Annotated in this window: 21 protein-coding genes and 1 tRNA gene; 13 read left to right on the top strand and 9 right to left on the bottom strand. The window is 66.5% G+C overall.

Annotated features, from left to right (window positions below; genetic code table 11):
• Position 1 precedes the first annotated feature (1 nt).
• The gene (locus tag HYG95_RS16100; protein ID WP_181698763.1) at positions 2-1,528 is read right to left on the bottom strand and encodes a trehalose-6-phosphate synthase; all 1,527 of its coding nucleotides are present in this window, start codon (positions 1,526-1,528) and stop codon (positions 2-4) included.
• Between the two features lie 63 nt (positions 1,529-1,591).
• Positions 1,592-1,750, bottom strand: coding sequence for a hypothetical protein (locus tag HYG95_RS16095; RefSeq protein WP_166655756.1), 159 nt, complete (start codon positions 1,748-1,750; stop codon positions 1,592-1,594).
• 106 nt (positions 1,751-1,856) lie between these two features.
• On the opposite strand from HYG95_RS16095, the gene HYG95_RS16090 reads away from it, so the two are divergent.
• From HYG95_RS16090 to HYG95_RS16060, 8 genes are all read left to right on the top strand, one after another.
• Positions 1,857-2,690 (top strand): alpha/beta fold hydrolase, encoded by an 834-nt coding sequence (locus HYG95_RS16090; protein WP_067640735.1) that lies wholly within the window; start codon positions 1,857-1,859, stop codon positions 2,688-2,690.
• Positions 2,691-2,795: 105 nt separating this feature from the next.
• Positions 2,796-3,032 (top strand): MbtH family protein, encoded by a 237-nt coding sequence (locus HYG95_RS16085; protein ID WP_022565839.1) that lies wholly within the window; start codon positions 2,796-2,798, stop codon positions 3,030-3,032.
• 126 nt (positions 3,033-3,158) lie between these two features.
• Positions 3,159-3,230: transfer RNA gene (locus HYG95_RS16080), tRNA-Thr, on the top strand.
• A 178-nt stretch (positions 3,231-3,408) separates the two neighbouring features.
• Entirely contained in the window at positions 3,409-3,726 is a 318-nt protein-coding gene (locus tag HYG95_RS16075; protein WP_181698732.1) for a type VII secretion target, read from the top strand.
• A 25-nt stretch (positions 3,727-3,751) separates the two neighbouring features.
• Positions 3,752-5,992, top strand: a complete 2,241-nt coding sequence (locus HYG95_RS16070) for a hypothetical protein (protein ID WP_181698731.1) — start codon at positions 3,752-3,754, stop codon at positions 5,990-5,992.
• Between the two features lie 89 nt (positions 5,993-6,081).
• A complete protein-coding gene (locus tag HYG95_RS16065) occupies positions 6,082-6,756 on the top strand; it encodes a hypothetical protein (protein ID WP_181698730.1) in 675 nt (224 codons plus the stop codon).
• A gap of 151 nt (positions 6,757-6,907) precedes the next feature.
• On the top strand, positions 6,908-7,111 hold the full coding sequence (locus tag HYG95_RS25180; protein WP_370465819.1) for an SDR family NAD(P)-dependent oxidoreductase: 204 nt from the start codon (positions 6,908-6,910) through the stop codon (positions 7,109-7,111).
• A 10-nt stretch (positions 7,112-7,121) separates the two neighbouring features.
• Positions 7,122-7,658, top strand: coding sequence for an SDR family NAD(P)-dependent oxidoreductase (locus HYG95_RS16060; RefSeq protein WP_370465818.1), 537 nt, complete (start codon positions 7,122-7,124; stop codon positions 7,656-7,658).
• A gap of 10 nt (positions 7,659-7,668) precedes the next feature.
• Here the strand turns inward: HYG95_RS16060 and HYG95_RS16055 are convergent, their stop codons facing one another.
• The 6 genes from HYG95_RS16055 to HYG95_RS16030 all read right to left on the bottom strand — a co-directional run bounded on the left by HYG95_RS16055 (position 7,669) and on the right by HYG95_RS16030 (position 11,758).
• Positions 7,669-8,424, bottom strand: coding sequence for an ESX secretion-associated protein EspG (locus HYG95_RS16055; protein WP_181698729.1), 756 nt, complete (start codon positions 8,422-8,424; stop codon positions 7,669-7,671).
• A complete protein-coding gene (locus HYG95_RS16050) occupies positions 8,421-9,746 on the bottom strand; it encodes a hypothetical protein (protein WP_181698728.1) in 1,326 nt (441 codons plus the stop codon). The genes HYG95_RS16055 and HYG95_RS16050 overlap by 4 nt, the downstream gene beginning before the upstream one ends.
• Before the next feature lie 32 nt (positions 9,747-9,778).
• Positions 9,779-10,171, bottom strand: coding sequence for a hypothetical protein (locus tag HYG95_RS16045; protein ID WP_181698727.1), 393 nt, complete (start codon positions 10,169-10,171; stop codon positions 9,779-9,781).
• A gap of 21 nt (positions 10,172-10,192) precedes the next feature.
• Positions 10,193-10,714 carry a DUF3558 domain-containing protein gene (locus HYG95_RS16040; RefSeq protein WP_181698726.1) on the bottom strand — a complete coding sequence of 174 codons (522 nt, stop codon included), beginning with the start codon at positions 10,712-10,714 and terminating at the stop codon, positions 10,193-10,195.
• A gap of 244 nt (positions 10,715-10,958) precedes the next feature.
• Positions 10,959-11,384, bottom strand: a complete 426-nt coding sequence (locus HYG95_RS16035) for an HIT family protein (protein ID WP_181698725.1) — start codon at positions 11,382-11,384, stop codon at positions 10,959-10,961.
• Between the two features lie 14 nt (positions 11,385-11,398).
• Positions 11,399-11,758, bottom strand: a complete 360-nt coding sequence (locus HYG95_RS16030) for a PH domain-containing protein (protein ID WP_067492299.1) — start codon at positions 11,756-11,758, stop codon at positions 11,399-11,401.
• A gap of 157 nt (positions 11,759-11,915) precedes the next feature.
• Here HYG95_RS16030 and purD point away from each other — a divergent pair, with 157 nt between their 5' ends.
• The gene (purD, locus tag HYG95_RS16025) at positions 11,916-13,190 is read left to right on the top strand and encodes a phosphoribosylamine--glycine ligase (RefSeq protein ID WP_181698724.1); all 1,275 of its coding nucleotides are present in this window, start codon (positions 11,916-11,918) and stop codon (positions 13,188-13,190) included.
• A gap of 4 nt (positions 13,191-13,194) precedes the next feature.
• Here purD and HYG95_RS16020 read toward each other — a convergent pair whose 3' ends face one another.
• On the bottom strand, positions 13,195-14,514 hold the full coding sequence (locus HYG95_RS16020; RefSeq protein WP_370465817.1) for a M23 family metallopeptidase: 1,320 nt from the start codon (positions 14,512-14,514) through the stop codon (positions 13,195-13,197).
• Positions 14,515-14,641: 127 nt separating this feature from the next.
• On the opposite strand from HYG95_RS16020, the gene HYG95_RS16015 reads away from it, so the two are divergent.
• From HYG95_RS16015 to HYG95_RS16000, 4 genes are all read left to right on the top strand, one after another.
• The gene (locus HYG95_RS16015) at positions 14,642-15,817 is read left to right on the top strand and encodes a pyridoxal phosphate-dependent aminotransferase (RefSeq protein ID WP_133733948.1); all 1,176 of its coding nucleotides are present in this window, start codon (positions 14,642-14,644) and stop codon (positions 15,815-15,817) included.
• Positions 15,818-15,929: 112 nt separating this feature from the next.
• On the top strand, positions 15,930-16,583 hold the full coding sequence (locus HYG95_RS16010) for a TetR/AcrR family transcriptional regulator (protein ID WP_067492301.1): 654 nt from the start codon (positions 15,930-15,932) through the stop codon (positions 16,581-16,583).
• A gap of 6 nt (positions 16,584-16,589) precedes the next feature.
• A complete protein-coding gene (gene purB / locus HYG95_RS16005) occupies positions 16,590-18,011 on the top strand; it encodes an adenylosuccinate lyase (RefSeq protein ID WP_181698723.1) in 1,422 nt (473 codons plus the stop codon).
• A 79-nt stretch (positions 18,012-18,090) separates the two neighbouring features.
• On the top strand, positions 18,091-18,513 hold the full coding sequence (locus HYG95_RS16000) for an HIT family protein (protein WP_181698722.1): 423 nt from the start codon (positions 18,091-18,093) through the stop codon (positions 18,511-18,513).
• The last annotated feature ends 56 nt before the right edge of the window (positions 18,514-18,569 follow it).

The following is an 18,569-nucleotide window of genomic DNA, read 5'->3' as shown; positions in this document are numbered from 1 at the left end:
CCTAACGGCTGGTTTCGGGGTAGTTGTCGTCGTCCTCGCTGAGTAGCGCGGAGCCGGCCACACTGCCCTGGGAGAGGGCGTCGAGGAAGGCGCGGGCCCAGCGGTCCACGTCGTGGGTGAGGACCTGGCGGCGCATGGAGCGCATGCGGCGGCGTTTGGTGTCGCGGTCGTCGTCGAGGGCGCCGACGATCGCGTCCTTCACGCTGTCCAGGTCGTGCGGGTTGCACAGGTAGGACTGCCGCAATTCGGCTGCCGCACCGGTGAACTCGCTGAGGACCAGGGCGCCGTTGAGATCGCTGTGGCAGGCCACGTACTCCTTGGCGACCAGGTTCATGCCGTCGCGCAGCGGTGTGACGAGCATGGCGTCGGCGGCCACGAAGAAGGCGATCAGCTCGTCGCGGGGGATCGGCCGGTGCAGGTAGTGCACCACCGGGTAGCCCACACGGGCGAATTCGCCGTTGATCCGGCCCACCTGACGTTCGATGTCGCCGCGCATCTTGATGTAGCTCTGTACGCGCTCACGCGACGGCGTTGCCAGCTGGACCATCACTGTCTCGGCCGGGTCGATGCGACCCTCCTCCAGGAGCTCCTGGAGGGCATTGAGGCGGATGTCGATGCCCTTGGTGTAGTCGAGACGGTCGACGCCGAGCATGATGTTCTTCGGATTGCCCAATTCGGCGCGGATCTTGGCCGCGCGCTCACGCACCGACCGGCGTCGTGAGTGCTCGTCGAGTTCGGCGGAATCGATCGAGATCGGGAACGCGCCCACGCGCACCGTGCGGAAACCGACCTGGACCACACCGAGCTTGGACCGCACACCGATGGTGCCGCGCGAAGTGGGCTGGCCGGCCAGCCTGCGGGCCAGGTACAGGAAGTTCTGCGCGCCACCGGGCAGATGGAAACCGATCAGGTCGGCGCCGAGCAGGCCCTCGACGATCTCGGTGCGCCACGGCATCTGCATGAACAGCTCGACCGGCGGGAACGGGATGTGCAGGAAGAACCCGATGGTCAGATCCGGGCGAAGCATGCGAAGCATCTTCGGCACCAGTTGCAGCTGGTAGTCCTGCACCCAGACCGTCGCGCCCTCGGCGGCCACCTTCGCGGTCTCCTCGGCGAAGCGCCGGTTGACCTCCACATAGGCCGCCCACCAGGCCCGGTCGTACACGGGCCGCACGATCACGTCGTGGTACAGCGGCCACAGCGTGCCGTTGGAGAACCCCTCGTAGTAGTCCTCCACCTCCTGCGACGACAGCGGCACCGGATACAGCTCGAGCCCGTCCTCGATGATCGGCTCGACGTCGACATCGGGCACCCCGGCCCAGCCGACCCAGGCGCCTTTGTTGCTGCGCAGTACCGGTTCCAGCGCGGTCACCAGACCGCCGGGGCTGCGCTTCCACCGGGTGGTGCCGTCGGGCAGTTTCTCGAGGTCGACCGGGAGCCGGTTGGCGACGACGACGAATCCCGATCCCGCACCCGAGGGTGCCACGGGTTCCTCGGACGGACGGTCGTTGGACTGTTCATCGATCATCTGGTCCACTCACGCATCCTTTGCGTCGCAGGGTGCCGTTTTGAGGTTGTAGTAGGTGATTGCTCAGCTGGGGCCGATGCCGAGCATCGACAGCAGCATGCGGCACTCGTCGGCGTCCTCGGCATATGCCGCGACCACGCGCTGGGCCTGGCGAGCGGTCTCGTCGGCCAGCGGTTCGAGCTCGTCGTCGGCGATGTCGTTGGCGGTGCTCTTCGCGGCCATAGTGGTTCGTCCTCCCGGTTTTCCAACGCTCTTCGTGCGAGTAGTCAATAGTATCGGGCGCCGGTTACCGTGGATTGGTTCGTCAACCCGACCGAAAGGTTTCCCCATGCCACTGGCCACGGTGAACGGCATCGCACTGAACTATCAGGTCAAGGGCGACCGTACCAAGGGCACCGACGTCAAGGGCGGCGGTCCGCTGGTGGTGTTGATCATGGGAACCGGTTCGCCCGGACGCGTCTGGGAGCTGCACCAGGTGCCCGCGCTGGTCGCGGCCGGATACCGGGTGTGCACCTTCGACAACCGCGGCATCGCGCCGTCCTACGAGGCCGCGGGCGGTATGCGCATCGAGGAACTGGTCGCCGACACCGCCGCGCTCATCGAACTCCTCGACGAGGGCCCCGCGCTGGTCGCAGGCACGTCGATGGGCGCGCGGGTGGCCCAGGAACTGGCGCTCGCCCGCCCCGATCTCGTGCGCAAGGCCGTGTTCATGGCCGGTCACGGCCGTCTCGACCAGTTCCAGAAGACCCTGTCGGCCGGTGAGCAGGACCTCGACGCCTCGGGCGTGCAACTGCCCGCCAAGTTCGAGGCCGCCGTCACGGCGGTGATGAACCTGTCGCCCGCCACCATGGCCGACCGCAACGCCGCCCGCGACTGGCTCGACCTGTTCGAATTCACCGGTGGACCGGCCACCGCGGGCATTCGCGCCCAGCGCGCCATGGACCACGACTTCGACCGTGTGGCCGCCTACCGCGCGATCACCGTGCCCTGCCTGGCGATCGGTTTCGCCGACGACCGCATGATTCCCCCGTACCTGTCGCGCGAGGTCGCCGAGGCCATCCCCGGCGCCCGGTACCAGGAAATCCCCGACGCGGGTCATTTCGGCTACCTCGAACGGCCCGAGGCCGTGAACAAGATCCTGCTCGATTTCTTCGCGAGCTGAGGTAACCGCCTACGCGTAACGTATGGCTTGCTAGGGTCGACACAACGCTCGGGGCTTGCCAGCCTCAGCGATCCCGTACACAGCGCCAGTATCCAGTGAGGTGAAATGAGCACCAACCCCTTCGACGACGAGGACGGCCGCTTCTTCGTTCTGGTCAACGATGAAGAGCAGCACTCCCTGTGGCCCGCGTTCGCGGAGGTCCCGGCGGGTTGGCGCGTCGTGTTCGGCGAAGAAAGCCGGGCCGCGTGCGTCGAGTACGTCGAGAAGAACTGGACCGACATGCGTCCCAAGAGCCTGCGCGACGCCATGGCCGCCGACGACGCCGCCCGCGCCCAGTCCTGACCGGTACCTTCCGAATACTGCGCCGGGACCGCTCGCTGGGCGTCCCCGCGTGACACCGAACTCGGTGTCACGCGGCGGACGTGTCCGGCTATGATGGTCGCTGCCCTCCGGGGCACATCAGTACCCGCCTCCTTAGCTCAGTGGTAGAGCACCGCTCTTGTAAAGCGAAGGTCGTCAGTTCAATCCTGACAGGGGGCTCCGAGAAACCCGACTTGTGAATCAGGTCGGGTTCTTCTATTTCTCCGCAACCTTTCACCGGCCGTGGCCAGGAGAAGAATCTCTGGTGAACACCCCCATCGGCCCCTCTACCGAGCGGTGATTCGCGCCTAGCATCCAACACCAGGCTCGACCGAATTCAGTGGCAACGGGGGGTTGCGTGCAGGTCTCACCAGAAGAACTCAGGACGGCGGCGGGGACCATCGACGAAGTCGTCGGTGATGTCGGGCGCTTACCAGCCTTCGATGCGGGTGGTGGGGTGCTCGGAACGCTCGGGTCGTTCATGCAGGGCTCGCTCACCGGTCCCGAACTCGACAAACTCGAATCAGCCCGCACCAAGGCCCTGCGTGTGGTGTCCGGACGGTACAGCGAGCTCGCCAGCGTGCTGCGGCACAGCGCCGACGCCTATCGGGAAACTGATATCGACACCGCGACCCGGCTGAGTGCGCTAGGCGACCTCAACGCGGGAGTGCGCTGACATGGCGCCTACCCGTTCACAAGTCATGTACTGGAATATCGACCTCGATTACCCGGCGCGACAAGCTGATTCGATCAGCCAAGGGCTCGTCACCGCCGCGTCGAAGATGTACACGACGATCGCGGGGCTCGACTGGTCGGGCGAGGCGTACACCGCCGCCGCGACCCGCGCCGATCGCGAGCAGACCCAGATGCGCGTTCTGGCAAGCGCATTCGACGACCTGGCCGCCGCATGCCGCACCGGGCAAGCGGCGATGGCGCCGATCGTGCAGAGCCTGAAGACAACCGTCCGAGACCTCGAGGCGGACAGTTTCACTGTGCACGAGCAGTGGGATGTCTCAGAAACGCTGACCAATGCCGCACCCGATGCGGTCCGTGCCAACGAAGCGGCCAATCAGACGGTGTCGTTGCAGCGTCTCGCCGCCGAGCTCGGCTGGGCGGATGAGGCATGCGCACAGGCCATCCGTACCGCTCTCACCGCGATTGCCACGCTGGCGCCCGAGTCGGCGGGCCTCAACCCGACCACCGCCGAACGCGACCTCGCGGACTTCATGAGTGGGAAAGCTACGCCGGAGGAACTCGAGCGGTTGACCCTCGCCACCACCCTCACTGAGCAGCAGCGTGCCGACCTGCTCGCTGGGCGACCGGTGGATCTACCCCAAGAACAGTACGATTACCTGCAGCAACTGATGCGCTCGATGGACGGCAAGAGCGTCGAACAGATCGCGGCGATCGGTGCGGGGTTGCCCGAGGACCAGCAGAACACCGTCAGCGCCGGTGTCGCCAACGCACTGCAGCTCATGTCGAACCCACAGGTCACCACAATGGGCATGGTGGGTGATACCGCTCAGGTTGCCGATCGCGGCGGCATGACCCAGCTGCCGGCCCCGATCCGCACACTGCTCACCGAGAGCCCGCTGCAGAAGGGCAAACCGGGCGATTCCGGCCACGGCAATCCCGTCGACCTCGGCGACACCGTGCCCCGAGCCGATGATTTCACCACGCTCGCCGAGTTGATGAACCGCGGCGACGACGGTCTCGCACAAGGCAGCGATCTGGACCGGGGTGTTCTGAAACAGGCGGCGGAAATCGTGGGCGGGGCAAACACCGTCGGCGAAACCGGAATCACCGCTGACAATCCGGACAAGCTCGCCAGTCGGATGCTGGAGGCGGCATCGGGCGACCATCAGGCGGTTCACGACTTCCTGACCGGCGACAATATGTCCGCAACTGTGTCTCCGGGGCAGACTTACGATGCACAACAGCACATCGGCGCATTGCTCGACAACAACTGGGCGGGCCAAGAACAGGGACTCACCGCCGTGTTGCAGGGCATCGATGCGCATGCGATGTCGGATGACCAGCATCTGAATTCGCAAGCGGGGGCCTCGGCCGGGGAAATTGCCGAATACATAGGCTCCCACAAGGATCAGCTGCTGCATATAGACGGCAGTGTCGAGTCGATCGGCTCGGCGAATCCCAAGATTACCGGGGCGCTCGGCGATCTGATGTCGAACTACATCCCGAATATGGTCGGCGTCCGACCCGAACTACTGCAGACCGGTGGATTCAGTGCACTCGGTCAGGATCAGGTGAACAATATCTTCGCGGTGATGGATTCCAATCCCCAAACGGCCGTGAATTTCAACACCTCGGCCTATGCTGCGATTTCGCAGCTGAATCAGCAGTTCGGGCTGAGCGGTGGTCAGGACTCGGCGCTTGGCATGTGGGCAGGCAAGATCGATCAGGGAGCCCAGGTCGGGATGCAACTCGAGTTGGACACCCGTATCAAGGACCAGGCCGAGGCGCTCAAGGAAAAGCAGGCGTTGTTCGATTCTGTGCGTGAGGGAACCGCCTTTGCGGGCAAGCGATTGCCGATTATCGGCGACGACAGTACCGAATTGGCATGGAAGATGACTTCTCCCCACGTGCGTTCGTGGCTCCTCGGATCGGTGCCCGAGATCGGACCACAAGCCGACATCAGCGCGGAGGGGAACTCGTCCGAGCGCTACTACAACGTGTTGCAGGGGATGTCGCTCGCATCCGGACAACCGGACTATCGTAACGACCCCGACGTCGGGCAATTCTTCGATCCGGCAACAGGGAAACTGAAGTCGTACGAGGACATCGGCCGGATGAACGGAGATTCCCCCGAGACGAATTTGGTCGAGTTCAATGGTGCGATGATGCGTTTTCTCCTCGGTCTCGTACAGTACGAAGCTCAGTGGGACAACGGGAAGGATCCCCGCGAGAGCGGGACTCGGTGATGGGGTGGGCGCGAGTGTGGGGCGCCGCCGCGGTAGTTCTCGTCGGTACGTGCGCCGGCTGTTCACCGAAGGATGCGGAGCCTTACCGATTGCCCGAGTATCTTCATGTCAGTTTTCGCTGGTCGGCAGATCCGGGTATCGAGGTGCGGTCCGCACCCGCTGCAGTTGTCCGGGGATTCGTTGAATCGTCGTTTGTCGCATGGGCGACCAACACAACCTTCCTGCACGAAGGTGTTGCCGACACAACGTATCCGGGATTTCGGGTATTTTTCGATAATGCCGAGACCAGCACGACTTTGTATTTCGGAAAGTTCGGACATGAAGTCATCGCCGCTGATCGACCAGCTTTCGGGACAATGTATGCGCATTTCGTCGACCTCGATCAGCAACCCGACGGTGGTTGGCGTGCGGGGGTCTGTACCTGGGCCGACGCGGTGGTGACTCAGCGGGGGCCCCGCGAATTTCAGCCGTTCGGTGCGAACGCCCTCAATCCACACTGGACAACGCTGGACTTCAGGCGGGCTACCGACAGACCAGCGGTGGTGGCGACGCTGTCCGGGCCCGCGCGATACCCCACCGACGATGTTTTCGAAGGATGGGTGCTGCGCGACACCACCATCACCGAGAAGTGGTCCACGCGCGCGGCCAGCGACCCTTGCGCCACAGTTGAGAACCCAGTGCCTCCGGAGCTGCGCAACCCGCAACCCTTCAGGCAACCTGCGGCGCTTCCAGAATTGCCACCCGAACCAGGATGGCCTGAGTAACAGGCGGATTCGGGGAGCTCGCGCTGGATCCTCTCACTTCGGGAGGGAACGCATTACTTCTACACTGCCGTCGGGCCGACCTTCTGATTACTCTGAAACGGTTAGTTCGTCCTGATTCATCGGTGCGGTAGCAACGGGATGGAGGATCGGCGTGGCTGTTTACGAGGTGGGGCATCGGTCGGCTGTGGTGAGTGGGGCGGGGTCGGGGATCGGGCGGGCGGTGGCGCTCGGGTTGGCAGGGAACGGGGCGTCGGTGGTGGTGTTCGATCTGAACGAGGGGGCGGCGCGGGAGGTTGCCGACGAGATCGTGGTGAACGGGGGGGACTGCGGTGGCGCTGGCCGGGGATGCGGCTGATCCGGGGGACGTGGCAAGGAGTGTGGCGGCCGCGCAGGAGATGTTGCCGTTGGGGATCGCTGTGAACAATGCGGGAATCACGGGGGAGCGCAACGCGATCGGTGATTATTCGATCGAGGGGTGGCGCAAGGTGATGGCGGTGAACCTCGACTCCGTGTTCTACGGAATGCGCGAGCAATTGCCGGTGCTCGCGGCGAACGGTGGCGGGGCGATCGTGAATATGGCCTCGATCCTCGCCAGTGTCGGAAATCCCGAATACGCCGGATATGTCACCGCCAAGCACGCGCTGCTCGGTCTGACGAAGAACGGTGCCCTCGAATACGCCAGGCAGAATGTCCGCGTGAACGCCGTCGGACCCGGCTACATCCGCACCCCGCTACTGGCCGACGATCCCGAAACCACCAAGTTCCTGGAAGACAAGCACCCGATCGGCCGTCTCGGTACGCCGGAAGAGGTCGCCAACCTGGTCCTGTTCCTCGCCAGCGACGCCGCCAGTTTCATCACCGGCAGTTATCACCTCGTCGACGGTGGCTACACCGCGCAGTGAAAGTGCCTGCCTACCAAGCTGACTGGTTTTGATCGGCGGCCGCTCGGGCGATGAGGTTTTGGAGCTCGTTGTTCAGGCGGTCGGAGGTCAGGGGGTGGGCTGAGACTCGGGTCGCGTCTCGAAGGAGATAGCGGCCGTCGTTGGTGTAGTCGATGACCTGGAGTGTTGTGCCACCTTCTTGCCAGCCGTCCAGGGCGGGACCCTTGTCGACGCGGAATTCGGCGGAGGTGCGGAACGGGCGTTTGAGGAATGCCAGGGCGTGTTCGGCCGGAGTACGACGGGTGGCGTAAGGGTCTGGGGTGGTGGTGAATTCGTCGCGGTGCAGGTCGAAACCCTGGCTTGTGCCCGGCGGAACCGTCGGCAGGATGGAGATCAGCCGCTGGGTCACGGCGTGGGCGGGGCGCAGGGAGATGAGGATGTTGCCGCCCTGGCCGTATTCGGGGCCGGGGAGTTGAGCCGCGACGGTGCCGATGGTGGACTCGGTCGTCGCACACGCTCGGACCATGCGGGTCCGGCCGTCGAAACGGTGACCGAACAATTCGATGCGGATCTCCGGATGCGCCAAGGCGTGCAGGGCGTGGTAAAGCGATTCGTCGTCACCGATCTTGGCGATGAGGGAATCGGCGGCGATGCGGCATTCACGGTCGAACTCGGCCTGGGTCTCCACGCCTGCGGTGAAGGTCAACGGCCACGGCATGCGGTCGTGGCCGAGAGTTTCCCAGGCGACCCAGAATTCGAACTGGGTGAGCTCCCAGTTGTCGGTCATGCGTCCCCACCGATGACCGGCGGGACATGCGCCCGGTCCGGACCGAGCAGTTCCTCCTGCACGCCGCGCAGATAGTCGGGAGCCCCGTGTTCGTTCTCGTCGTCCTTGCCACCGCGCGCGCCCGGTGCGCCCATGCCGCCCATGCCGGGCATCCCCGCCCGGCCCGCCGACCCGCCTGCGGACGCGGCGAGCTTCTGGCCTGCTCCGGCGCCGGGGGCGGCACCGCCTGCGCCGGGGAGCGAGCTGCCCGCGCCGGGAACGCTCGGGCTTCCGCCGCCCGCACCCGCACCCGCGCCTGCGCCGCCGCCTGAGCCCAGGCCGTTCGGGGTGGTGCCTGCGGGCGTGGTTGCGGCTGGGTTCGTCGCAGGGGTGGAGGCCGGTGTGGTGTCCTCGGGTGTCGTGGCGGCGGGTTCCTCCGTCGACGATGAGGAATCGTCGCCGCTGTCCTCGTCGTCGCCCGGTTCGGTCGTTGTAGGGTCTTCCGGCTCGGTGGTCGTGTTTGCCGGGTTCGTACCCGGGGTTCCACCGGTGTTGCTGTTGTCGCCGTTGGTGATTCCGCTGCCGGGGCCGTCGTCGGGATCGCCGTTCCCCGGGTTGTCCTGCTGCGGTTTGGACGGTCCCGGCACCTTGGGGACCTGGGTGTCGGACTGCTGGGCAACCGGCTGGTAGACGGTTCGCATGACCTCACGGGCGGCGGCCTGCGCGGCTTCCGCCCGGCCGGCGCTTGCGCTATCGATGACCTTCCCGGTGGCGGGCGAGAGAACCGACACCAGGATTCCCAATTTGCTGTCGCCCTGGTCGTCGGACTCGTGCGGGACCGAGTACTTCACCTGCTGAAAGCCCGACCGCGCCTCGTCCATCTTGTTGGCGATCAGCTTGGCGGCCTGATCGACCTTGTGGATATCGGTGAGATACGCCTTGGTGCTGGCCAGTGCCTGAGTGGCAGCGCTACCCGCCCATCCACGCTCCATCTCCTTGCTGATGTTGTCGTGGAAGGCGGTCGCTTTGGCCGTCGTATCGTTGGCCAGCTGGGTCCAGCCTTGAATGCTTGTACTCATCTGGCCGATGTCGATCGACTCGACGAACTGCATGATGCGGGAATGCGACATGTCGGTGAAAGTCTCCATCACCGGCGGCACGACCTGCTGGGTGTACTCACCGGAGAAACCCGAGGCCAGGGCCTGGTTCTCGCCGTAGATGCGGTTCCGCTCCTTGTTCCCGTCGGCCTGCGCGTCCAGTTCGGACTGCGCCGGCGCGATATCGGAATCGAACAGCGAGCCGACGCGATCCGTGGCCGCGCGCAGATTCGACAGTCCGGTCATAAAAGCTACGAACGGCATGGTTCCCCCAGTAGTCAGTCGAGCTTGTTGGTCTGCTGCTTGATCGCGAGTTGAGAGGCTTCGTCGCAGTTCTTGAATGCGGCACCGGCTTTGCGGTACATATCGGCCATTTGGGTAAGGATCTCGATGTGTTTGGTTACCGCATCCGTATACGAGCCACTGCCAGTTCCGCCGTTGGCGAGTTCTGCGAACTTCTTACCAAGAGTTGTAGCGGAATTCAGGTCGCCGAATGAGTCCACGAGCACCATGTCTTGTGCGCGGAGTGCCAATGAGCGTAAATCTGCGATGTAGTCATCGCACCATTTCGCGCAGCGTTCGGCCGCATCGTGTTCAATGATGAGACGACCGGCGGCCGCTTCGCCCGCGAGTGTCTGAAAATCGTTCGCAACCACGTTCGACTCTGCCATCGTCAGGTCCTTGTCTCGCGCTTACCGGGGCAGGACACTCACGAAATGCGGGGCGGCATCGTTTGCGAGTGTGCACGGGTCGGTCGGCGATTTGTCGTCGATGAACTTGCTGGCCTGTAGCAGAACTGTCCCTTGGCTGCTCTCGAAAGCTAATCCGCACTGGTTCGGAGGCGTACGGGTGCCGAGCAGATACTGGGTTGCCTTACGGTCGCCGACGGTCACGTCCTTGAAGTCGTGTAGGTAGTCGTTTGCGCGAACTTCCTGCATCGTATTGGCCGTGGTGAACAGTGAGATGAAATGATCGCCCGCGTTCCACCCGCACCCCTTCCACTCAGCCCTCGGCACCGAGAACGGATTGTCATCCTTCGACGCCGGATCGGCTCCCGCCGCGACCAACGCACTCTCCGGCACCCCACACGGATCGAACAACTGCTCCTTCGTCAACGGAGCACCACTCACCTCCGGCTGCCCGTCCACACTCTGCCCACACCCGGAGAGCACGAGCGCAACGCCCACCCCCACGGCGATCCCCACCAGTCGCATCGTCTCTCCTCTTCGCACAGAACCACTCGCTCTCTTTAGACGCGTGCCGACCCATTCCGGTTCCATTGCCGACCACCCCTCGAGTTGACGGGCCGACGCTGTCAGCCTCCTGCGGCCCGCGAGCGTTGCGGCTGGGCCGGGCGACGTAAAGCCGCTCGCCCACCGTATCCACGGTGTCCATATCGGCGGCGACCGAGTTATCGCCGTGGCGGTGCCCGTGGGTCGGCACGGGCACCAGTAGCGATCAGGCGGGGACGTTGGCTCCGTAGCCCAGATCATGGAGGGCGGCTTTGATCTTGGACTGGGCTTCGTCGAGGGATTCGGGGGTGGGGGAGTTGTCGGCTCCGGAGATGTCGAAGTCGCCCATGGAGTAGGCAGGGAAGACGTGGGTGTGAAGGTGGGGGACCTCGAGGCCAGCGATGAGGAGGCCGGCGCGTGGGGCGTCGAAGGCGGTGCGGACGGCCTGGCCGATCTTCTGGGCGACGGCCATGAGGCGGGCTATCACGTCGGGGTCGATGTCTTGCCACTGGTCGATCTCGGCGCGGGGCACCACGAGGGTGTGGCCCTGGGTGACGGGGGCGATGGTGAGGAAGGCGACGAATTCGTCGTCCTCCCAGACGAAGCGGCCGGGGATCTGACCTGCGATGATCGCGCTGAAAACGGATGCCATGCAGGCGAGCCTAGTTAGATCGCGACGTAGTGGGACAAGATGCCCTGCACCTCGTAGATGTCGACCTGGCGGTTGAATCGCTGCTTGACCGGTTCGTGGCTGCCGCTGAGCCAGATGTAGAGCTCGGCGTCGAGGTCGAAGGTGCCTGCTGTTTCGACGGCGAAGTGGGTGATCGAGCGGTACGGGATGCTGTGGTAGCTCACCTTGCGGCCGGTGACGCCCTGTTTGTCGATCATGATGAGGCGCCGGTTGGTGAACAGCATGGCGTCGCGGACCAGCAGGTAGGCGGCGTACACCTGCTCGCCCTGGCCGAACAGTTTGGCGTATTCCTGCTGGGCGGCGGCGGGGTCGATGCGACCCGCGTTGCCCATCATGCCGTCGAGCAATCCCACGATCGTCCCCCGCTTCCGCTGTTGGATCCATTGTGGCCCAAGCCGACCCGATACGGCCAGGGTGAACTGTGGTCGACGGGCGGATGTCGGGATCAGGGGGTCGCGAGTGGACGCGCGGCGGCGCGACTAATCTGTTCCGGTGCGCGTACTCGTCATCGGTTCCGGAGCCCGTGAACATGCCCTCGTCCTGGCGCTGCGCCGGGATCCGTCGGTGACGGCGGTGATCGCCGCCCCGGGCAATCCCGGTATCGGCCAGCAGGCCGAGCTGCGGCCGGTCGATCCCTGCTCGGCCGAGGACGTGGCCGCGCTGGCCGGTGAGGTCGCGGCCGACCTGGTGGTGATCGGGCCGGAGGTGCCGCTGGTGCTCGGTGTGGCCGACGCGGTGCGCGCGGCCGGGATCCCCGTGTTCGGTCCGTCGGCCGACGCGGCGCGGATCGAAGGGTCCAAGGCGTTCGCCAAGGATGTGATGGCGGCGGCGGGTGTGCGGACGGCGCACAGCGAGATCGTCGACACCCCGGCCGACCTGGACGCCGCACTCGACCGTTTCGGCCCCACCTGGGTGGTCAAGGACGACGGTCTCGCCGCGGGCAAGGGTGTCGTGGTGACCGCCGATCGCCGGGCCGCCCGCGATCACGGTGCCGAACTGCTCGAGCAGGGTCATCCGGTGCTGCTCGAGTCGTTCCTCGACGGGCCGGAGGTTTCGCTGTTCTGCCTGGTCGACGGCGAGACCGTGGTGCCGCTGCTGCCCGCGCAGGACCACAAGCGCGTCGGTGACGGCGACGCGGGCCCCAACACCGGTGGCATGGGCGCCTACACCCCGCTGCCGTGGCTGCCCGCCGAGACGCTCACCGAGATCGTCGACGAGGTCGTGAAGCCCGTTGCGGCCGAACTGGTTCGGCGCGGCAGCGGTTTCTCCGGGCTGCTGTACGCCGGTCTGGCGATCGGCACCAACGGTCCCGCCGTCGTCGAATTCAATTGCCGCTTCGGTGATCCCGAGACCCAGGCGGTGCTCGCGCTGCTCGACAGCCCGTTCGCCGAGCTGCTGCACGCCACCGCCACCGGCCGCCTCGCCGAGGTCGATCCGCCGCGCTGGAAGGACGGTTCGGCCGTCACGGTCGTGCTCGCCGCCGAGAACTACCCCGCCCGGCCCCGCACCGGCGACGTGATCACCGGCGCCGAGGAAGGCGCGCTCGACGGTGACACCCTCGTCCTGCACGCGGGCACGGCCCTGCGCGAGGACAAGGCCCTGGTCTCGGCGGGTGGCCGCGTCCTCAACGTCGTCGGCATCGGCGAGGACCTGGCCGAGGCCCGCGAACGCGCCTACGCCCGTCTCGCCAAGATCAAGCTTCCCGGCAGCCACTTCCGCACCGATATCGGCGCCACCGAGGTCGTAGTCCCGGAACGGAAGCGGTAGCCGGTCAGGTCAGGCTGAGCCCGTGCAGGGCCAGCCAGGCCTGCGGGTCCACGTGCTGGCCGTTCTGGACTATCTCGAAGTGCAGGTGGGGGCCGGTGGAGTCGCCCCGGTTGCCGATGCGGGCGATCTGCATGCCCGCGGGGACGCGTTCGCCCGGGGAGACGAAGAAGTCGTACATGTGGCCGTAGATGCTGATGGTTCCGTCGTCGTGGCGGATGCGGACCCACAGGCCGAAGCCCTGGGCGGGGCCCGCCTCGACGACGGTGCCGTCGGCGACGGCGTAGATGGGGCTGCCGATGGGGCCCGCGATGTCGATGCCGCGGTGCATGGTGCCCCAGCGTGAGCCGAAACCGGAGGTGAACAGGCCCTTGGCGGGCAGGCTGAAACCGCCGGTCGACGGGGTGCTCGCACCGGGAACCATGACGCCCGGCACCACGGGGGCGCGTTCGCCCATCCAGTCCTGCCACTGGCCCGACGACGCGGCCGCCGCCTCGGCTTTGGCGCGTTCCAGGGTGGCCCGGGCCGCCGCGGCGACCACTGCGGCCTCGCGGCGCTTCTCGCCGTTGTCGATGGCGACGAGCAGGCGGCGCACCGACTGCGGGTTGGGTGGGATCTGCGGGGGATAGGCGATGGCGACCCGCTGGGCCTCACCCGGTGCGAGCGGCCGGTCGACGAGCCCGCCGAACTGCCCGTCCGAAGCCGCGAGCACCGCGACCACCGCGACGCCCGCGATGAGCACACGCCGCTCGACGAGCACCGCACGCACCCGCTCGCTGCTCGGCCTGCGCGACCACAGTTCCGTCGCCCGCCGAGAAGGCCGCTCCCAGAACACTTTCCGAATGTCACCACGGCGCAGGTCAGCCGCGATATCCCCGAGCGCCGGATGCTTGCCGGCCCACGCCGACACCCGATCACGCACCGGCACCTGTGCAGGTAGATGCTCACGCCAATTCGCCCGGAGCACAAGACCGTTCATGGTCGAACGGCGAGTATGTAAGGTACCCGACCTGTTCGGTGTGACAGCCCCCATTTCATCGCTGTCCGACTCGGCACCGCCGTCCGAGCCCGCCCTCGGCCGTGCGGCGTGGCCCGCCGTCGGGACGACATCGCCGTTCGCCCTTGTCCCGCGTGGCGTGGAATCACCGTTCGCCTGCACGTCGCAGGCCTCGATCCCGTGCGCCTCCTCGGTGGTGTTCGCATCGGCGGACGCGGTGTCGCGATCGACCATCGCTCCGGGCACGGCATCGGCGACGACTCCTCGCCCCGCATCGGCAGGCTCGCGCACCCCACCCGACGCGAGTCCGTCCACCTCGGTCCGCCTCATACCGCCCCCACGACCCTGTCCCGGCGCCACGCTTCCAGTGGCGTCGGTGCCTGCGTATTCGCTGTCGGAGCCATTGTGCCGACCATATCTGTGCAGGCGCGCGATCGGGTGATCTACCGTCTCTCGGGTGTCCACAGAATCGCTACGGTCGACCATTCCTCCCTTCTACGTGATGGACGTGTGGAAGGCGGCCGCCGAACGGGCCAGGTCGCACGGTGACGTGCTGGTACTCGCGGCGGGGCAGCCGTCGACGCAGGCGCCCGCGCCGGTGCTGCGGGCGACACGTGCGGCGATCGACCACGAGCTGCTCGGGTACACCGAGACGTTCGGGATCCTGCCGCTACGCGAGGCCATCGCGGGCCATCACAGCGAGACCTACGGCTACGACGTGCACCCCGACGAGGTGGTGGTGACCACCGGATCGTCGGGCGCGTTCACGCTGATCTTCCTCGCCGCCTTCGACGTGGGCGACACCGTCGTGGTGGCCCGGCCGGGCTACCCGGCCTACCGCAACACGCTCACCGCCCTCGGTTGCCGGGTCGTCGAGCTGGACTGCGGCCCGCAGACCCGCTTCCAGCCGACGGTGGCGATGCTCGAGGCACTACCCGAACCGCCTGCGGGGCTGGTGCTGGCGAGCCCGGCGAATCCGACCGGAACCATGATCGACCCGGCGGAGCTGGCCGCCATCGCCCGCTGGTGCGAAACGCACGGCACGCTGCTGATCTCCGACGAGATCTATCACGGCATCACCTACGCGGGCGCGAGCACGCCGACCTCCTCGGCGTGGGAGTTCTCCCGCGACGCGGTGGTGATCGGGTCGGTGTCGAAGTACTTCTCGATGACCGGGTGGCGGCTGGGCTGGATGCTCGCGCCCGCGCACCTACGCCCCGCGTTGCAGCGGCTGGCGTCGAACATGACGGTGTGCCCGCCCGCGATCTCGCAGTACGCGGCGGTGCACGCCTTCGGGCCCGAGGCCAAGGACGAACTCGACGGGCACGTGCGGCGGTACGCGACCAATCGGGCGTTGCTGCTCGAGGGTTTGCCCGCGCTCGGCATCACCGATCTGGCACCCGCCGACGGTGCCTTCTACGCCTACGCGGATATCGGTCATTTGACCAGTAATTCACTGGAGTGGTGCGCACGGGTTCTCGCCGAAACCGGAGTGGCGGTGGCACCGGGACTCGACTTCGATACCGAGCGCGGTCTTCGCACGATTCGCTTTTCCTTCGCAGGCGCCACAAACGACATTTCCGCAGCGCTGGACCGGTTGTCAACGGTGATGTCCCCCAACAACTTTCCCTAGTACGAACACATCGGTGCCGGGATACGGTAAAACTCAGATATCCCGAATTCCCAGCGTTTCCCCGATGACGATTGCGCACGGTTGAACTGATGATGACTGGCACGATGGCACGGTGACCACCGCGACGACTCCGAAAGGCGAACGACGTCGCCAGGCTCTGGTGGCGGCGGCGGCTGAACTGTTGCTCGAAGGCGGCTTCGACGCCGTGCGACATCGTTCGGTGGCCTCGAGAGCCGATCTTCCCCTCGCGTCCACCACCTACTACTTCGCCTCACTGGAAGATCTGATCGCCAGCGCCGTCGAGTTCAGCGGCGCCCGTGAACTCGACGCGATGCGCCGCCGCGTCGGCGACGTGAGCCACCGCCGACGCGGTACCGAGGCGACCGTCGACCTGGTGCTCGACCTGCTGGTCGGTCCCGACGACAGCGATCTCGACGCCCGTGGGCAACTGATCGCCCGCTACGAGCGGTCGGTCGCCTCCGCGCGGCATCCCGAGCTGCGCGAGGTGCAGCTACGACTACGCACCCAGCTCGAAGACCTGCTCGCCGATGTGTTGCGCCGCTCCGACCGGGTGGTGCGTCCCGAGCAGTTACGCAGGCTCGTCGCCGTCGTCGACGGTGCCGTCGTCGCCGCGCTGATCGAGGGACACCCCGAGCCGCGCCGCCCCGCCCGAGCCGGCTTGCTCGAGATGATCGACATCGTCGCCCCGCCCGTGGTGCCCAACATGATGCCCCAGCAGGGCGAACGGGTCAGGCAACTAGACTGAGTGCTCGTGAGCCTCGTCCCGAATGTCCTCGCCACCCGATACGCCAGCCCGGAGCTCGTCGCGCTCTGGTCGCCCGAGAACAAGATCGTGCTCGAGCGCAAGCTGTGGCTCGAGGTGCTGCGCGCCCAGTCGCAGCTCGGGATCGACGTTCCCGCAGGGGTGGTCGAGGACTACGAGCGGGTCATCGATCACGTGGACCTGGCCTCGATCGCCGAGCGCGAGCGGGTCACCCGCCACGATGTGAAGGCCCGCATCGAGGAGTTCAACGCGCTGGCCGGCCACGAGCACGTGCACAAGGGCATGACCAGCCGCGACCTCACCGAGAACGTGGAGCAGCTGCAGATCCGGCTCTCGCTCGAGCACGTCTACGACCACGGTGTCGCCATCGCCGCGCGGCTCGGTGAGCGGGCCGCCGAGTATCAGGCGCTGGTGATGGCGGGCCGCTCGCACAATGTCGCCGCGCAGGCCACCACGCTCGGCAAGCGTTTCGCTTCGGCCGCCGACGAGGTGCTCGTCGCGCTCACCCGGCTGCGTGAGCTGATCGACCGCTACCCGCTGCGCGGCATCAAGGGCCCGATGGGCACCGCCCAGGACATGCTCGACCTGCTCGACGGCGACGCGGGCAAGCTCGCCGCCCTCGAGCAGCAGGTGGCGACCCACCTCGGTTTCAAGAACGTCTTCACCAGCGTGGGCCAGGTGTACCCGCGCTCGCTCGACCACGACGTGCTCTCGGCGCTGGTGCAGCTGGGTGCCGGGCCGTCGTCGTTCGCGCACACGATCCGCCTGATGGCGGGCCACGAGCTGGTCACCGAGGGATTCCAGCCGGGTCAGGTCGGGTCCTCGGCCATGCCACACAAGATGAACACCCGCTCCTGTGAGCGGGTGAACGGTCTGCAGGTGGTGCTGCGCGGCTACGGCTCGATGGCCGCGGAGCTGGCGGGCGCGCAGTGGAACGAGGGCGACGTGTTCTGCTCGGTGGTGCGTCGTGTCGCGCTGCCCGATGCCTTCTTCGCCATCGACGGGCAGATGGAGACGTTCCTGACCGTGCTCGCCGAGTTCGGTGCCTACCCGGCGGTGGTGTCGCGCGAGCTCGACCGGTACCTGCCGTTCCTGGCCACCACCCGCATCCTGATGGCGGCGGTGCGCGCCGGTGTCGGCCGCGAGACCGCGCACGAGGTCATCAAGGAGCACGCGGTGGCCGTCGCCCTCGCCATGCGTGAGCAGGGGCGCGAACCCGATCTGCTCGACCGGCTCGCCGCCGACGACCGGATGCCGCTCGACCGCGCCGCCCTCGACGCGGCGCTGGCCGACAAGTCCGCGTTCATCGGCGCGGCCACCGATCAGGTGTCCGAGGTGATCGCCCAGGTGCAGAAGCTGGTCGAGGCCAACCCGGAGGCCGCGCGGTACACGCCCTCGCCGATTCTGTAGAGCCGTGCGCGTGAGCCCGCCCCTGCCCGCCCTGCGGCGGCGGTGGCGGGCTCTCGTGCGTTTTCGATACCGTGCGCGGATGAATCCGTACACGATCTTCGCCGACATCGTCGCCGGTCGGGCGCCCGCTTCCAAGGTGTACGAGGACGATGATGTCCTGGCGTTCATGGATATTCGTCCCGTGACGCCCGGCCATGTGCTCGTGGTGCCCAAGGTGGCCGCGCCGAGCCTTGCCGAACTCGATCCGGTGTTGGGCGGCAAGCTGTTTCAGGTGGGGCAGCGGATCGCGGCGGCTCTGCGTGACAGCGAGGTGGCCGCCGACGGCGTGAATTTCTTTCTCGCCGACGGGGTTACGGCTGGGCAGGAAGTGTTCCACGTGCACCTGCACGTCATTCCGCGCACGCCCGGCGACGGCTTCGGGCTGCGCGCGCGACCCACCTCGCCCGCCCGCGCCGATCTGGATTATCTCGCGGGCTCGATCCGGGGCGCTCTTACCCGCTGACCTGCGATTTCGGACGAAGCGGGCAATACATACCCAAAAGTTTGCCGAAGAAACGC

The organism is Nocardia sp. GTS18, from assembly GCF_013839555.1.
GTDB lineage: Bacteria > Actinomycetota > Actinomycetes > Mycobacteriales > Mycobacteriaceae > Nocardia > Nocardia rosealba.
The sequence above is the reverse complement of the archived record's forward strand: the minus strand, read 5'-3'. Positions and strand labels throughout refer to the sequence as shown.

What these genes read in the sequence shown, in the direction of transcription:
- HYG95_RS16035 (WP_181698725.1), bottom strand. Translation starts at nt 11,384, where the DNA reads ATGGCATCCGTTTTCAGCGCGATCATCGCAGGTCAGATCCCCGGCCGC.
- HYG95_RS16030 (WP_067492299.1), bottom strand. Translation starts at nt 11,758, where the DNA reads ATGATGGGCAACGCGGGTCGCATCGACCCCGCCGCCGCCCAGCAGGAA.
- HYG95_RS16095 (WP_166655756.1), bottom strand. Translation starts at nt 1,750, where the DNA reads ATGGCCGCGAAGAGCACCGCCAACGACATCGCCGACGACGAGCTCGAA.
- HYG95_RS16085 (WP_022565839.1), top strand. Translation starts at nt 2,796, where the DNA reads ATGAGCACCAACCCCTTCGACGACGAGGACGGCCGCTTCTTCGTTCTG.
- HYG95_RS16070 (WP_181698731.1), top strand. Translation starts at nt 3,752, where the DNA reads ATGTACTGGAATATCGACCTCGATTACCCGGCGCGACAAGCTGATTCG.
- HYG95_RS16000 (WP_181698722.1), top strand. Translation starts at nt 18,091, where the DNA reads ATGAATCCGTACACGATCTTCGCCGACATCGTCGCCGGTCGGGCGCCC.
- HYG95_RS16040 (WP_181698726.1), bottom strand. Translation starts at nt 10,714, where the DNA reads ATGCGACTGGTGGGGATCGCCGTGGGGGTGGGCGTTGCGCTCGTGCTC.
- HYG95_RS16020 (WP_370465817.1), bottom strand. Translation starts at nt 14,514, where the DNA reads ATGAGGCGGACCGAGGTGGACGGACTCGCGTCGGGTGGGGTGCGCGAG.
- HYG95_RS16090 (WP_067640735.1), top strand. Translation starts at nt 1,857, where the DNA reads ATGCCACTGGCCACGGTGAACGGCATCGCACTGAACTATCAGGTCAAG.
- HYG95_RS16055 (WP_181698729.1), bottom strand. Translation starts at nt 8,424, where the DNA reads ATGACCGACAACTGGGAGCTCACCCAGTTCGAATTCTGGGTCGCCTGG.
- HYG95_RS16045 (WP_181698727.1), bottom strand. Translation starts at nt 10,171, where the DNA reads ATGGCAGAGTCGAACGTGGTTGCGAACGATTTTCAGACACTCGCGGGC.
- HYG95_RS16050 (WP_181698728.1), bottom strand. Translation starts at nt 9,746, where the DNA reads ATGACCGGACTGTCGAATCTGCGCGCGGCCACGGATCGCGTCGGCTCG.
- HYG95_RS16100 (WP_181698763.1), bottom strand. Translation starts at nt 1,528, where the DNA reads ATGATCGATGAACAGTCCAACGACCGTCCGTCCGAGGAACCCGTGGCA.